13 protein-coding genes are annotated in these 12,228 nt (G+C 70.0%); all 13 read right to left on the bottom strand.

Features of this window, described 5'->3' with window-relative positions; all coding sequences use genetic code 11:
• Nucleotide 1 precedes the first annotated feature (1 nt).
• Nucleotides 2–1,159, bottom strand: a complete 1,158-nt coding sequence (locus ACWDOP_RS21050; protein ID WP_456346427.1) for an LLM class flavin-dependent oxidoreductase — start codon at nt 1,157–1,159, stop codon at nt 2–4.
• Nucleotides 1,159–2,934 carry a dipeptide ABC transporter ATP-binding protein gene (locus tag ACWDOP_RS21045; protein ID WP_456346426.1) on the bottom strand — a complete coding sequence of 592 codons (1,776 nt, stop codon included), beginning with the start codon at nt 2,932–2,934 and terminating at the stop codon, nt 1,159–1,161. The genes ACWDOP_RS21050 and ACWDOP_RS21045 overlap by 1 nt, the downstream gene beginning before the upstream one ends.
• A complete protein-coding gene (locus tag ACWDOP_RS21040) occupies nt 2,931–3,815 on the bottom strand; it encodes an ABC transporter permease (RefSeq protein ID WP_456346425.1) in 885 nt (294 codons plus the stop codon). Before ACWDOP_RS21040 ends, ACWDOP_RS21045 begins: the two co-directional genes overlap by 4 nt.
• A complete protein-coding gene (locus ACWDOP_RS21035) occupies nt 3,808–4,026 on the bottom strand; it encodes a hypothetical protein (protein ID WP_456346424.1) in 219 nt (72 codons plus the stop codon). The genes ACWDOP_RS21040 and ACWDOP_RS21035 overlap by 8 nt, the downstream gene beginning before the upstream one ends.
• Nucleotides 4,019–4,978: an ABC transporter permease gene (locus tag ACWDOP_RS21030; protein WP_456346423.1), complete on the bottom strand. Its 960-nt coding sequence runs from the start codon at nt 4,976–4,978 to the stop codon at nt 4,019–4,021. The genes ACWDOP_RS21035 and ACWDOP_RS21030 overlap by 8 nt, the downstream gene beginning before the upstream one ends.
• 4 nt (nt 4,979–4,982) lie before the next feature.
• Nucleotides 4,983–6,587, bottom strand: coding sequence for an ABC transporter substrate-binding protein (locus tag ACWDOP_RS21025; RefSeq protein ID WP_456346422.1), 1,605 nt, complete (start codon nt 6,585–6,587; stop codon nt 4,983–4,985).
• On the bottom strand, nt 6,584–7,654 hold the full coding sequence (locus tag ACWDOP_RS21020) for an LLM class flavin-dependent oxidoreductase (RefSeq protein WP_456346421.1): 1,071 nt from the start codon (nt 7,652–7,654) through the stop codon (nt 6,584–6,586). The genes ACWDOP_RS21025 and ACWDOP_RS21020 overlap by 4 nt, the downstream gene beginning before the upstream one ends.
• Before the next feature lie 181 nt (nt 7,655–7,835).
• Complete coding sequence (locus ACWDOP_RS21015) at nt 7,836–9,020, bottom strand: YeiH family protein (protein ID WP_456346420.1); 1,185 nt, start codon at nt 9,018–9,020, stop codon at nt 7,836–7,838.
• Nucleotides 9,020–9,169, bottom strand: coding sequence for a hypothetical protein (locus tag ACWDOP_RS21010; protein ID WP_454208499.1), 150 nt, complete (start codon nt 9,167–9,169; stop codon nt 9,020–9,022). Before ACWDOP_RS21010 ends, ACWDOP_RS21015 begins: the two co-directional genes overlap by 1 nt.
• Nucleotides 9,170–9,273: 104 nt before the next feature.
• Complete coding sequence (locus ACWDOP_RS21005; protein WP_456346419.1) at nt 9,274–9,819, bottom strand: flavin reductase family protein; 546 nt, start codon at nt 9,817–9,819, stop codon at nt 9,274–9,276.
• A 151-nt stretch (nt 9,820–9,970) separates the two neighbouring features.
• On the bottom strand, nt 9,971–10,678 hold the full coding sequence (locus ACWDOP_RS21000) for a hypothetical protein (protein WP_456346418.1): 708 nt from the start codon (nt 10,676–10,678) through the stop codon (nt 9,971–9,973).
• A 135-nt stretch (nt 10,679–10,813) separates the two neighbouring features.
• On the bottom strand, nt 10,814–11,512 hold the full coding sequence (locus ACWDOP_RS20995) for a hypothetical protein (RefSeq protein ID WP_456346417.1): 699 nt from the start codon (nt 11,510–11,512) through the stop codon (nt 10,814–10,816).
• A 114-nt stretch (nt 11,513–11,626) separates the two neighbouring features.
• Nucleotides 11,627–12,202 carry an HhH-GPD-type base excision DNA repair protein gene (locus ACWDOP_RS20990; protein ID WP_456346449.1) on the bottom strand — a complete coding sequence of 192 codons (576 nt, stop codon included), beginning with the start codon at nt 12,200–12,202 and terminating at the stop codon, nt 11,627–11,629.
• Nucleotides 12,203–12,228 lie beyond the last annotated feature (26 nt).

Genomic DNA, 12,228 nt, shown 5'->3' with positions numbered 1-12,228 from the left:
CTCAGGCGGTGGCGTAGCGGTTGACGGGGCGCGGCAGGCCGAGCCGGGAGCGCAGGGTGCGGGCGCCGTCCGCGCCTGACTCCGCGGGGCCGGGCGTCGGCGGCGCGATCAGCGGCAGGTACTCGAGCACGGCGGGCAGCGCGAGCGGCCGCAGCACCACACCGTCGGCGGCACAGTCGATTTCGACCTGCCGCAGCAGCTCGTTGAGCTCGGCGGCCGTGCCGATGTGGAACACGGTGGCGGGCGCGGGTGTAGCGAACCAGTCCTCGAGTTCGGCGACGCCCGCGGCCGCCGCGTCGGCGGTCTCGGCAAGGTGGACGTCGATGTCCAGCAGCACGCGCAGCCGCTGGGGATCGCGGCCCGCGGCGGCGGCCGCGGTGCGGAGTTCGGTGCGCACGGCCGCCGCGGTGGCGAGATCCGCCGCGGCGATGCGCACGATGTCCGCGCGGTGCACCGCCACGCGGGCGCTGGGCGTGTCGGCGGCCCGCACGGTCACCAGGGGCTGGCCCTGCGGCGGGCGCGGGGTGATGGAGGGGCCCTTCACCGAGAAGTTGTCGCCGGTGAAGTCGATGTAGTGCAGCTTGTCCCGGTCGATGAAGCGGCCGGTCGGGGCGTCGCGGATCTCGGCGTCGTCCTCCCAGCTGTCCCAGAGCGCGGTCACCACCTCGATCGCCTCGTCGGCTTCGTGCCAGCGGGAGCGGGCATCCTGTTCCGCCTTGCGCCCGAACAGCCGCGCCTCGCCGTCGGCGGCGACGGTGACCTCCCAGCCCGCCCGGCCGAGGCTCGCGAAGTCCAGGCTCGCAACGGCTTTGGAGAGATGGAACGGCTCGGTGTGGGTGACGGGCGCCTGCGGCACCAGGCCGATGCGCTCGGTCACCGCGGCCGCCCGGGCGGCGATGGCGACGGCGTCGAGACTGCCGAGCACCCCCGCGCCGGGCTGACCGGTCGCGCCCGCGCCGGGCCGGCCGGTCGATGCCGCGTACGAATCCGGGATGAAGGCGAGGTCGATGCCCGCGGCGTCGGCGGCGCGCAGGGCGTCCACCCAGTAGCCGGGGGTGAAGAGTTCCTCCGCGCGCGAGTCCGCGCGCCGCCAGGAAGCCGGGTGCGTGCCGGTGCCGGGCAGTTCCAGTCCGAGCAGCAGCGGGGTGAAGCGCGGCATCACGCCGTCCTTTCGACGAGGGGGGCGAGCTCGGGCGCGGCGTCCGGGCGCGCGGGCGCGACGGCGCTCCGGGCGCGGGGTACCGCCGCGAGCAGCTCGCGGGTGTATTCGTGCCGCGGATCGCCGAAAAGATCGGCGGTGGCGGCGGTTTCGACGATGGTTCCGTCGCGCATGACCGCGACCCGGTGCGCGAGCCTGCGCACGACGGCCAGATCGTGCGAGATGAACAGGTAGGCCAGGCCCAGCTCGGAGCGCAGGCCCTCCAGCAGTTCCAGGATCTGTGCCTGCACCGAGACGTCGAGCGCGGACACGGGTTCGTCCAGCACCAGCAGTTCCGGCCGCAGCGCCAGGGCCCGCGCGATGGCGACCCGCTGGCGCTGGCCGCCGGAGAGTTCGGCCGGTCGGCGCGCGGCGTACGCGGCGGGCAACGCGACCTGCCCCAGCAGGGCGGCGACGTCCTCCCGCCGCGACCGCCGGTCACCGATTCCGAAGGCCTGCAACGGTTCCGCGATGATGCGCCCCACGGTCAGCTTCGGATTCAGGGACACGTACGGGTTCTGGTAGACGACCTGGATGCGGCGGCGCAGCGCGCGCAGCGCCGTCCCGCGCAGCCCGCCGATGTCCTGCCCGTCGAAGGTGACGGTGCCCGCGTCGGGCGTCTCCAGCCGGGCGATCAGGCGCGCGGTGGTCGACTTGCCGGACCCGGATTCGCCCACCACGGCCAGGGTTTCGCCCCGCCCGATGGTGAGCGAGACGTCCGCGACGGCCGCGAGCGATACCCCGCGCGCGATGTCGAAGGACTTGCGCAGGCCGGTGGCGGTGAGCAGCGGGGCCGGCGACGCCGAGGGTCCGGCACCACGGCTCACGCCCGAGGTGGTCCGCGATGCCGCGGAGGACTTCGCCACCGCCCCGGCCGCCGAAACCCCCGCGGGCTCAGCCGCTTTCGATCCCGCATCGCGCGGGCCGGTCTCGCCGCCGTATCCGTCGAGTTCCAGTCCCGGCGCGGCCGCGATGAGCCGCCGGGTGTACTCGTGCCGGGGATCGCGCAACACCGTTGCGGTGTCGCCGATCTCGACGATCCGGCCCTGCCGCATCACCGCGATGCGGTCGGCGCGTTCGGCGGCGACGCCCAGATCGTGGGTGATGAGCAGCACCGACGTGCCCGACTCCGCGGTGCGCGCGGCCAGGTGGTCCAGAATGCGGCGCTGCACCGTCACGTCCAGTGCGCTGGTCGGCTCGTCGGCGATCACCAGTTCCGGGCCGCAGGCCAGCGCGATCCCGATGAGCACCCGCTGGCGCTGCCCGCCGGAGAGGTCCTGGGGATACTGCCGGGCGCGCACCTCGGGGCGATCGAGCCCGGCCTGCTCCAGGATGCGCACGGCCTCGGCGGCGGCCGTGCGCCGGTCCGCGCGACCGTGGATGCGCAGCACCTCGGCGATCTGATCGCCGATGCGCAGCACCGGATTCAGCGACGTGCCCGGATCCTGCGGCACCAGCCCGATGCGCGCCCCGCGAATGCGCTGCAGCGCCCGCCGCGGCGCCCGATCGAGTCGCTCGCCCGCGAATTCCACTTCGCCACCGGTGATCTCGCCGCCGGTGAGCAGCCCGATCACCGCGTGCGCCAGGGTCGACTTGCCGGAGCCCGACTCCCCCACCAGGGCCAGGGTTTCCCCGCGCTCGACCCGGAGCGCGACGTCGTGCACCGCGACCGTGGTCCCGGTGCTGCCGCGATATTCCACGCGCAGGCCCTCGACGCGCAGCAGTGCCGCGCTCATCGGACGTTGTCCCCGCTGATCGCGCGGGAGATCCGCTGGGTGGACAGCACCAGGGCGATGATCACCAGACCGGGCAGGGTGGTGAGCCACCAGGCCGTCGCCAGGAAGTTCCGGCTCTCGGCGATGAGCGAACCCCATTCCGGGGTGGGCGGCACCGCGCCGTAGCCGAGGAAGCTGAGCGAGGCGATCGCGAGCACCGCCACCCCGAACTCGATCGCCGCCAGCGCGGCCACCGGCCCGTAGGCGTTGCGCAGGACATGCCTGAACAGCACGGTGGGCCACCGCACGCCGGCGGCGAAGGCGGCCTCCACGTAGGGCGCGCGCCGCACCCGCAGCACCTCCGCGCGCATGACGCGGGCGAAGCGGGCGACCAGCGCGATCCCGACGGCGATGGCCACGTTCGTGGTGCCCGCGCCGAGCACGGTCACCGCGGCCAGCGAGAGCAGCAGCTCCGGAATCGCCAGCAGCACGTCGATCGCCCGGGACAGCACGGTGTCCACCACCCCGCCCACGGCCCCCGCCACCAGCCCGACGAGCGCGCCGACGACCAGGCCGATGAGCACCGCGAAGACCGTGGCGCTGAGCGAGAGCGCGGCCGCGTGCACGACCCGGGTGTAGAGGTCGCGGCCCAGATTGTCGGTGCCGAACCAGTGTTCGGCGCTCGGCGGCCGGAACTTCTGCGCCGGTACGCCGGTCAGCGGATCGCCCGAGGCGAACAGCCCCGGCGCCACGGCCCAGCCGAGCACCAGCAGCAGGACTCCCGCGGCGGCCAGCAGGCCCAGGTTCCCGCGCAGCGACCACGACGCGAAGCGCGAATCACGCTCGGCCGTGCGACTTTCCGCGACACCGGGCGCTTCGTACCCGGCGAGGGCGTCAGTCATCGACGATCGCCCAATCGGTGTACCAGTACCCCATACCGGTGTCGACGAGGGCGTGCGACAGGAGCAGCACGCGGCGGCGCGAACGGAAGCCGGTGTCGCCGCTGTCGCTCGTGCCACGCCACCGGGAACGCAGCCGGGTCACGACCGCGCGCAGCGGGCGCGGGGCGGGCAGGGCGGGGACGACGAAGGTGGAGAATCCTGGGTCAGACACGGGCGCGCTCCTTGCTCGAACGGTGCTGGACCACACGGGGATCCAGTAGCGGGAGAATGAGGTCGATCAGCAGGTTCACGCTCACGAAGACCAGGGCGGCCAGGGTGACGATCCCCAGCACCACCGGAATGTCCTGCATGAGCACCGCTTCCTGGGTGAGCCGGCCGATACCGTTGCGCGCGAACACCGTCTCGACCACGACCGAACCGGCCAGCACGGTGCCCACCCACAGGCCCGAGACCGTCAGCGCCGGCCCGGCGGCGGGCCGCAGCACGTGGCGCAGCTGCACCCACCAGCGCGACGCGCCCTTGGCGAAGGCGACCTCCACGAAGGGTTGTCGCCAGGTGGTGACGAGGCCGGCGTACAGCACCTGGGCGATGACCGCGCCCACCGGGATGGCCAGGGTGAGCGCCGGGAGCACCGTCCCGGTGAACCCGGTCCCGCCGAACGCGGGGACCAGCCGCAGCTGGAACGAGAACACCTGCAGCAGAATCAATCCCACCCAGAAGGTGGGCATGGACGCGCCCAGCGGCGGTAGGGAGGTCAGCAGTCCGCGCAGCCATCCCCGCTCGGTGTAGGAGGCGGCCAGCGCCAGGGCGACACCGCCGATCACCGCGAACAGCAGGGCGGTGCTCGCCAGGGCCAGTGTGGAGGGCAGCGCGTCGGCGAGTGCGCCGGTGACCGACTGCCCCGTGCCGACGGAGTGGCCGAGGTCGCCGCGCACCGCGTGCGAGATCGCCGTCCAGTACTGGACCCAGACCGGTTGATCCAGGCCGTATCTCGCGCGCAGTTCGTCCAGCGCCGCGGCGTCGATCGGCGTACCCGGGGTGGCGTTGGCGACCAGCTCCACCGGATCCGAGGGCAGCAGGTACAGCACCACGAAGGACAGGCTGAACGCCGCCCAGAGCACCCCCGCCGCCTGCAGGACTCGGCCGATCACGTAGCGGCGCACGGCGTTACCGCTGGATCCAGGTGTCGTGGAACTGCAGTCGGGCCGAGGCCTCGAACTTCAGGTCCGCGACCTTGCCGCCGACCCCGATGGCCTGGGACAGCTCCACCGTGGGAATCCACAGGCCCTCGTCGAGCACCGCGCCCTGTGCCTCGTTCAGCAGGCGATTGCGCTCGGCCGGATCGGTCGCCGAGAGCTGACCGCTCAGCAGCGCGTCCAGCTTCGCGTTCGGGCCGCGGCCGTTGAGGTTGCGCTGGTCGACCCCGAACGTGGTGCGCAGGATGTCACCGTCGGCGCGGGTGGTGTTGTAGTAGTTCAGGTCGAAGTTCTTGGTGTTCTGCCTGGCGGTGGACTCCGCCACCGAGACCTGCTCCAGCTTCAGGTCGAAGCCGATGCCGCGCAACTGCTGCTGGGTCAGCTCCAGAATCGCCTGATTGCCCGCGAACGCCGGGGCGAAGGTCACCGCGGCGGACAGGCGCTGCCCATCCTTGACGCGGACGCCATCGGCTCCCGGCACCCAGCCGGCTTTCTCGAGGATCTGCTTCGCGGCGTCCTGATCGAACCGCAGCCGCGCCGACAGATCGGCGTACCCCGGAGTGCGCGAAGCCAATACGCTGCTCGCGGTCTTGAACTGCGGACCGAGCACGGTGTCCACCAGTTCCTGGCGGTTGATGGCGGTCAGCAGGGCCGCGCGCACGGCCGGGTCGGTGAACGGTCCGCGGGTCACGTTGGGCTGCAGGCCGAACGGCAGTCCGGGGTTGGAGGTGAACTGCACCCGGGCGCCCGCGGACTCGAGCTGCGGAACATCCTGCGGCAGCGCGTCACTGATGGCGTCGAGCTGGCCCGAGGCCAGGCTGCCGGTGCGCACCCCCGACTCCGGGACCACCGTGAAAACGATCTTGTCCAGGTACGCCTCGCCCTGGGTGGCGAAAACGGCGGAGCCCCAGTTGTATCCGATCCGCTTGGCCAGGGTCGCCGAGGCGCCCTGCTTCCACTCCGCGTAGGTGAACGGACCGCTGCCGACATTGCCGCCCAGGCAGCGGTCGTCGGCCGACTTGGCGAGGGTGGCCTCGCCCTGGATACCCAGCTGCGGCGTCGAGGTCGCCTGCAGGAATTGCGAATTGGGCGTGTTGAAATCGACCTGCACGGTGCGCGCGTCGACCGCCTTGCTGCCGGCGTATCCGGAGAGATAGCTCGCCGCCAGTGGCGCCTTGGCGCCACCCAGCGCGACGATCGAGTCGAAATTCTTCGCCACCGAATCCGCGGTGAGCGGGGACCCGTCGCTGAAGGTGACGCCCTCGCGCAGCTGGAAGCGGAACGTCTTGGCGTCCTGGCTCACGAACCACGACGAGGCCAGCCACGGCGTGATCCTGCCGGTCTCGGGATCCTGGTCGGTCAGCGAATCGACGACCTGCCGGGTGACGTAGATGGTCTGGTTCGTCGCCGACTGCGCGGGATCCGAGCACGTCGGAGCCGTCGACAGACCGTAGCGCAGGGTGCCGCCGGGCTGTGGCGGTCCCGACGGCTCCCCGCTGCCGCTGTCCGCCCCTCCGCACGCGGCGAGGGACAGGGCGGCGGCTACGGTGCCGGCGAGGGCGAGGGAACGTTTCACTGAGGGTCTCCGGAGGGGTAACGATCGGCGCCGAGCGGACGGCTCGGAATGTGATGGCGCAGTTCGGGCGCCACCTCCGCCTGGAACAGTTCGAGGCTTTCGCGATGCTGCTTGTCGGTGCGGCCGTCGCCGTCGGCGCCGAGGTGAACCACCTCGTGCCCGAGCGCCTCGTGATAGCGGTGCAGCTTGTCCAGCACCTGCGCCGGACTGCCGATCAGCGCCGAGGAACGCTCGACGAAATCCTCGATGGTGTCGAAAACGATGGGGGCGCCGAACTTTCGCGCCGCGGCCTGCCGGGCGGCGAACAGCGGGCGGTACGCGTCGACGGCCTCCTGCGAGTCGCGGGCCACCAGGAAGCCCGCGGTGCCCGCGCCGACCAGGGCCGCCGCCGGGTCGTGCCCGTACGCGGCCCAGCGCTCGCGATAGTGCGCGACCAACTCGGCGTACGGCTCGACCGGATTGGTGACGTTCGCCGAGAACAGCGGATCACCGTGGCGCGCGGCGTAATCCGCGGACTCGTGACTGGTCGCGCTGCCGTGCCAGATCCGCAGACGCGGCTGGAACGGGCGCGGCAGCGCCTTGGCCGCGGTCAGCGACGGGCGGAACTTTCCGGCCCAGGTGACGCTGTCGTGTTCCCAGAGCCGCCGGAAGAGTTCGTAGCCCTCCCGATTGCGCTCCCACTGATCCTCGACGGTGACGTGGAACAGCTGGGCCTGAGCCGCGCCGTTGCCCTTGCCGATGATCAGTTCGAGGCGGCCGTCGGAGAGATTGTCCAGCGTGGAGTAATCCTCGAAGGCACGCACCGGATCCAGCAGGCTCAGCGTGGTGACGCCGGTGAACAGCGCGATGCGGGAGGTGACGGCCGCGATATGGCTCAGCACCACCGGCGGCGCGGCCGAGATGAAGGGATCCTCGTGCCGCTCGCCCACCGCGAAGCCGTCGTAACCGAGATCCTCGGCCAGGCGCGCGCTGTCGACGACGCGGCGCAGGCGCTGACGCGCGGTCTCGGTGACGCCGGTGACGGGATCGGGGGTGTGCGTGATCAGTGTCAGCAGCAGGAACTTCATCGAACGGTCCTCCATCGGTCCTGACCGAAGCACCCGCGCCCGGGAGCCCGGGGGGTCGCTGCGACTTCTGCGAGCCAGGTCTCTCGGTCGCTCTGGATGGTGCCGATGACGTTACGAAGCCGCGCGGCCGGTGTCGCCGGTCCGGATCATCGTGAGTTCAACCCGGACCGGCGGCGGTGGATCAGGGCTGGAAATTGTGGAACAGCAGGACCGAAAGTCCCAGGCCCACCGCCAGATTCACGAGCGTCGCGGCGCCGAAGACCACGATGGGCCGCGGGCCCGCCTCACGAATTCCCCTGGCGGAGAACGCGAGGCCGATGGAGACGAAGGCGAAGATCAGGAACCAGGTCCGCAGATCGTTCACCGTGGCGAGCGCCGGCTTGGGCTTGTCCGCGTACTGGGAGTACAGCGTGCCGATCACCGAGGCGGCGATGAAGCCGAGCACGAACTTCGGGAAACGCGCCCAGAATTCGCCGATGGTCGGGCGTTGCGCGGTGCCGGTGCGGTCCACCCGCAGGGCGAAGTACGCGGTCAGGGCGATGGCGACCAGGCCGATCAGCGCGTTCTGCGTGGTCTTGACGATGGTGGCGATCTGCAGCGACTCCTCGCCCGCCAGCGCGCCCGCGGCCGCGACGGCCGCGGTGGTGTCGATGTTGCCGCCGATCCAAGCGCCCGCCACCGCGTCCGACAGACCGAAGACGTCGGCCAGCCACGGCAGCAGGAAGATGGAGGGCAGCGCGAAGATGACCACCATGGACGCCGCGTAGGCGAGCTGCTCGCGCTTGGCCTGCACCGCGCCCGCCGCGGCGATCGCCGCGCTCACCCCGCAGATGGAGACCGCCGAGGCCAGCAGCGCGCGCAGGCGATCATCGATGCCGAGCACGCCGCCGAACCACCAGGTGAAGCCGAAGACCGCGGTGATGAGCAGCAGCGCCTGCAGAATCGCGGGACCGGCGGCCGTGGCCAGAATCTTCAGATTGATGGACGCGCCGAGCAGGACCACCCCGGTCTTGATGAAGAACTCGGTGCGGAAACCGGCCGACAGGCGTTCGCGCAGGCCGAGTTTCCAGAGCAGGGCGTTGCCGAGCAGGCCGAGAATGATGGCGTAGATGGGGTATTCGACGCTCTTGGCGATCTTCTCGAACGGGGTGTCGACCGCCCACTTGGGTGCGTTGACCTCCAGATAGCGGGTGATCGCACCGAGCACCACGACCACGGCGATGCCCGCGACGGCCAGGGCGATGCGATTGCCACGCGCCGGATCATCGGCGGTGGCGGCCGTCTCGGTTGCCGCGGCACTCGCCTCGGCGGACTTCACGAGCGATTCCTCTTGCGGCTGTGCCGGATCGGCAGTCTTCTCGCTCATCACGGCACCAGCCCGTCCGGCAGGATGCCGGTCAGCACGAGGGCCAGCAGGGTGAGTCCGGCGAACACCGCCAGCCAGTCCTCACTGATCCATGACCATCGTCCGGTCGCCGCCGCGACCTGTTCTCCGGCGGTTTCGTCCTGTGACATGACCGGGTACCCACTTTCGCCTAGCTACTGACCTACGCCGGGCGAAGCCTGCCGCCCGGCGATTTCAGTGCAGCACCGGCGGTTTTACGAGAACAGGTTTCAGCTCATGCGGATCGCAACGAGCGAAATCCACTCTGGTGGAACACCAATGGTTCGGTGGCGGGATGGGTGCTCAGCCGATGCACGCGCAACAGCACCACGGCGTGATCGCCGGCCGGAACCTGTTCGTGCACCGAGGTTTCCAGCCAGATCGTGGCGCCGCCGATGAACGCGGCATTGCCGTGGCCGGTGTGCAGATCCACGCTCCGGAACCGGTCGCCGGTGCGCGAACTCAGTTCCTTGGCGACCTGATCCTGCCCGGTCCCGAGCAGACTCAGACCCAGCCGGCTCGCCTTCTCCAGGCGCGGCCAGGTCTCGGAGGTGTACTGCACGCAGATGGCCACCAGCGGCGGGTCCAGCGACACCGGCACGAAGGTGCTCACCACCAGCCCGTGCGGTTGTCCGCCGATCCGCGCGCACACCGCCACGATCCCACTGGGGAAGTGCGCGAACGTCTTTCGCAGCTCGACCCCCTCCACCGAGGTGAGTGCGGCCGCGGCCCCGTCCGGAAAGACATCCGCGTCGCCGCGAATCGAAGTCAGCTCGCCCATCTACCCACTCCACCATCCCGGCCTACCCCGGAACAGGTTTCAGCTCACCCCGATTCGAGCCCCGGGAACGCGAAACCCGCCCGGTCCGAAGGACCGGGCGGGTTCCGGGGTCCCGCGCACCGGACGTTGCAGGACCGGCAACGCGCCCCGGCTACTTGGCCGGAGCCACGAAGGGCTGGTTGATGGTGGTGAAGTAGTTGAACGCGGCGATGATCGCCACCGGGGCGGTGATGAAGATCTGGCCCGCGAGGGTGCCCAGGAAGCCGACCGTGGTGATGCCGGTGAGGCAGCCGAGCACGGTGCCGCCCAGCGCGCCGAACATGGCGGTCAGCGCGGCACTGGCGGCCAGGCCGACAGCGCCGCCGACGAGGCAGCCGACAGCCGCGCCACCGAGGCCACCGGCCAGGGTCGCGACGGTGCCGCCCATGGAGATGGTGTCGATCATGCGCTTCCAGGCGGCCTGTTCCCGGTCATACTCGGACTTGAACGGGGCCTGGTTCTCGAAGGGCAGGTTGACCGGCTTGTAGACGGCCTTGTCGATGGTGTACTCGGGGGTCAGCGTCGCGGTGTTGTCCGAGATGTTCGCGGCGATCGGGAACTCGAAATCGTCGACGCGGAACTTGAGCTCGGTGCCGGCGACGGTGGTCCCGTTCGCGGCCTTGATCTTGAAGACGCCGTCCTCGACGACCATCGCGCCCGCATCGGTGCGGATGATGGTGCTGGTGTCGGTGGTGGTGGCGGCGTAGTTGATCACGCCCTGGTCGGCGGGGGCTTCGGGAGCCGCGCCCGAGGTACCGGCGGTAATCCCCATGGCGGCGATCAGCAACGCCGCGGTGGCGGCGAATTTCTTCGAAAGCATGTTGTCGTTTTCCTCATCAGGCAGATCCGCAGGGGGAACGGAGGAATACAAACGTCGGCTCACGAACGGAATATGACTCGAGGGTGCCGCCACGATGAACTCTCGTGGCGACACCCTCGGGGGAGTACTACCGGATTACTTGGCCGGCGGGGTGAAAGGCTGGTTCACCGTGGTCAGGTACTGCGCGGCAGCCAGAATGGCGACCGGAGCGGTCACGAAGACCTGGCCAGCAATGGTGCCGAGGAAGCCGACCGCCGCCGCACCGGCGACGCAACCACCGAGCGGACCCGCGCCGAACAGAGTCGCCAGCGGCGCGGTCGCAGCCAGACCGACTGCGGCTCCAGCGGCGCAACCCAGCGCCGCGCCGCCGATACCACCGACGAGGGTTCCGACCGCCGCACCGAGGGTGATGGTGCTGGTGAGACGGGTCCAGGCCGCAACCTCACGCTCGTACTCGGTCTTCCACGGCGCCACGTTCTCGTAGGGCAGTGCGACCGGCTTGTAGACCGCGCTCGCCACATCGAACTTGGGGGTCAGGGTCGCGGTATTGCCCGAGATATCCGCGGCGATCGGGAACTCGAAATCGTCCACGCGGAAGTTCAATTCGGTGCCGGCGACCACGGTGCCGTTGGCTGCCTTCACCTTGAAGATTCCGTCTTCGACGACCAGCGAGCCCGCATCGGTGCTGATGATCGACTGGGTCTCGGTGGTGGTCTGGGTGTAATTGATTACGCCCTCGTCAGCCTTGACCGGGGACGCACCGGCGGTCCCGGAGGCCAGGCCCAGCGCCGTAACTACCAGCGCCGCAACTCCGGCGAACTTCCTCATCTTCATTGGTACTGCTTCCTCGCCACTGCCGAAACGAACTTGATAGCGGCAAGCATCAAGCAAACGACGCAGAACGAGGAGGTTAAAAACCAGCTTGATTCGATCGAGATAGGGGCTTGACTACTTGGCCTTGGCGGCCGCCTTGGCCTGCTTCTTGAATTCCCGCACCTGCCCCAGGGATTCGGCGTCGGTGACGTCGGCGACCGAGCGGCGGGAGTTCTGTTCGCCGTATGCGCCGGCGGCCTCGCGCCAGCCGCGGGCTTGCAGTCCGTCCTGTTTACCCAACAGCGCCAGGAAGATTCGGGCCTTCTGGTCGCCGAAACCCGGAAGGGCTTTGAGGCGTTTCAGGACTTCTTTGCCGTCGGGATCGCCCTCGGTCCACAGACCTGCGGTTTTGCCGTCGTAGTTCTCGACGATGAAGCGAGCCAGCTCCTGTACCCGGCGGGCCATGGAACGGCCGTACCGATGAATTGCCGGGGGCGTCGCGGCCAGCTCCTCGAATTCGGCCGGATCGGCGTCGGCGATTTTACGGATGTCGAACCCGCCCATTCGCTCGGCGATCTTCTGCGGGCCCCGGAACGCGTGTTCCATCGGGAACTGCTGGTCCAACGTCATTCCGACCAAAAGGGCGAAATCATCGGATGAAAGCAGGGCATCGGCTTCTGGTTCCTGAGCGATACACAGCGCGCGGCTCACCATGGGTCGATCATCCCATCCGGCCC

The sequence above is a fragment of the Nocardia sp. NPDC003693 genome (assembly GCF_053981095.1).
This window is presented reverse-complemented; position numbering and strand designations above follow the sequence as displayed.

Excerpts from the sequence above, each read along its gene's own strand:
- ACWDOP_RS21045 (WP_456346426.1), bottom strand. The coding sequence starts at position 2,934 with ATGAGCGCGGCACTGCTGCGCGTCGAGGGCCTGCGCGTGGAATATCGC.
- ACWDOP_RS21020 (WP_456346421.1), bottom strand. The coding sequence starts at position 7,654 with ATGAAGTTCCTGCTGCTGACACTGATCACGCACACCCCCGATCCCGTC.
- ACWDOP_RS21015 (WP_456346420.1), bottom strand. The coding sequence starts at position 9,020 with ATGAGCGAGAAGACTGCCGATCCGGCACAGCCGCAAGAGGAATCGCTC.
- ACWDOP_RS21000 (WP_456346418.1), bottom strand. The coding sequence starts at position 10,678 with ATGCTTTCGAAGAAATTCGCCGCCACCGCGGCGTTGCTGATCGCCGCC.
- ACWDOP_RS21005 (WP_456346419.1), bottom strand. The coding sequence starts at position 9,819 with ATGGGCGAGCTGACTTCGATTCGCGGCGACGCGGATGTCTTTCCGGAC.
- ACWDOP_RS21040 (WP_456346425.1), bottom strand. The coding sequence starts at position 3,815 with ATGACTGACGCCCTCGCCGGGTACGAAGCGCCCGGTGTCGCGGAAAGT.
- ACWDOP_RS20995 (WP_456346417.1), bottom strand. The coding sequence starts at position 11,512 with ATGAAGATGAGGAAGTTCGCCGGAGTTGCGGCGCTGGTAGTTACGGCG.
- ACWDOP_RS21050 (WP_456346427.1), bottom strand. The coding sequence starts at position 1,159 with ATGCCGCGCTTCACCCCGCTGCTGCTCGGACTGGAACTGCCCGGCACC.
- ACWDOP_RS21010 (WP_454208499.1), bottom strand. The coding sequence starts at position 9,169 with ATGTCACAGGACGAAACCGCCGGAGAACAGGTCGCGGCGGCGACCGGA.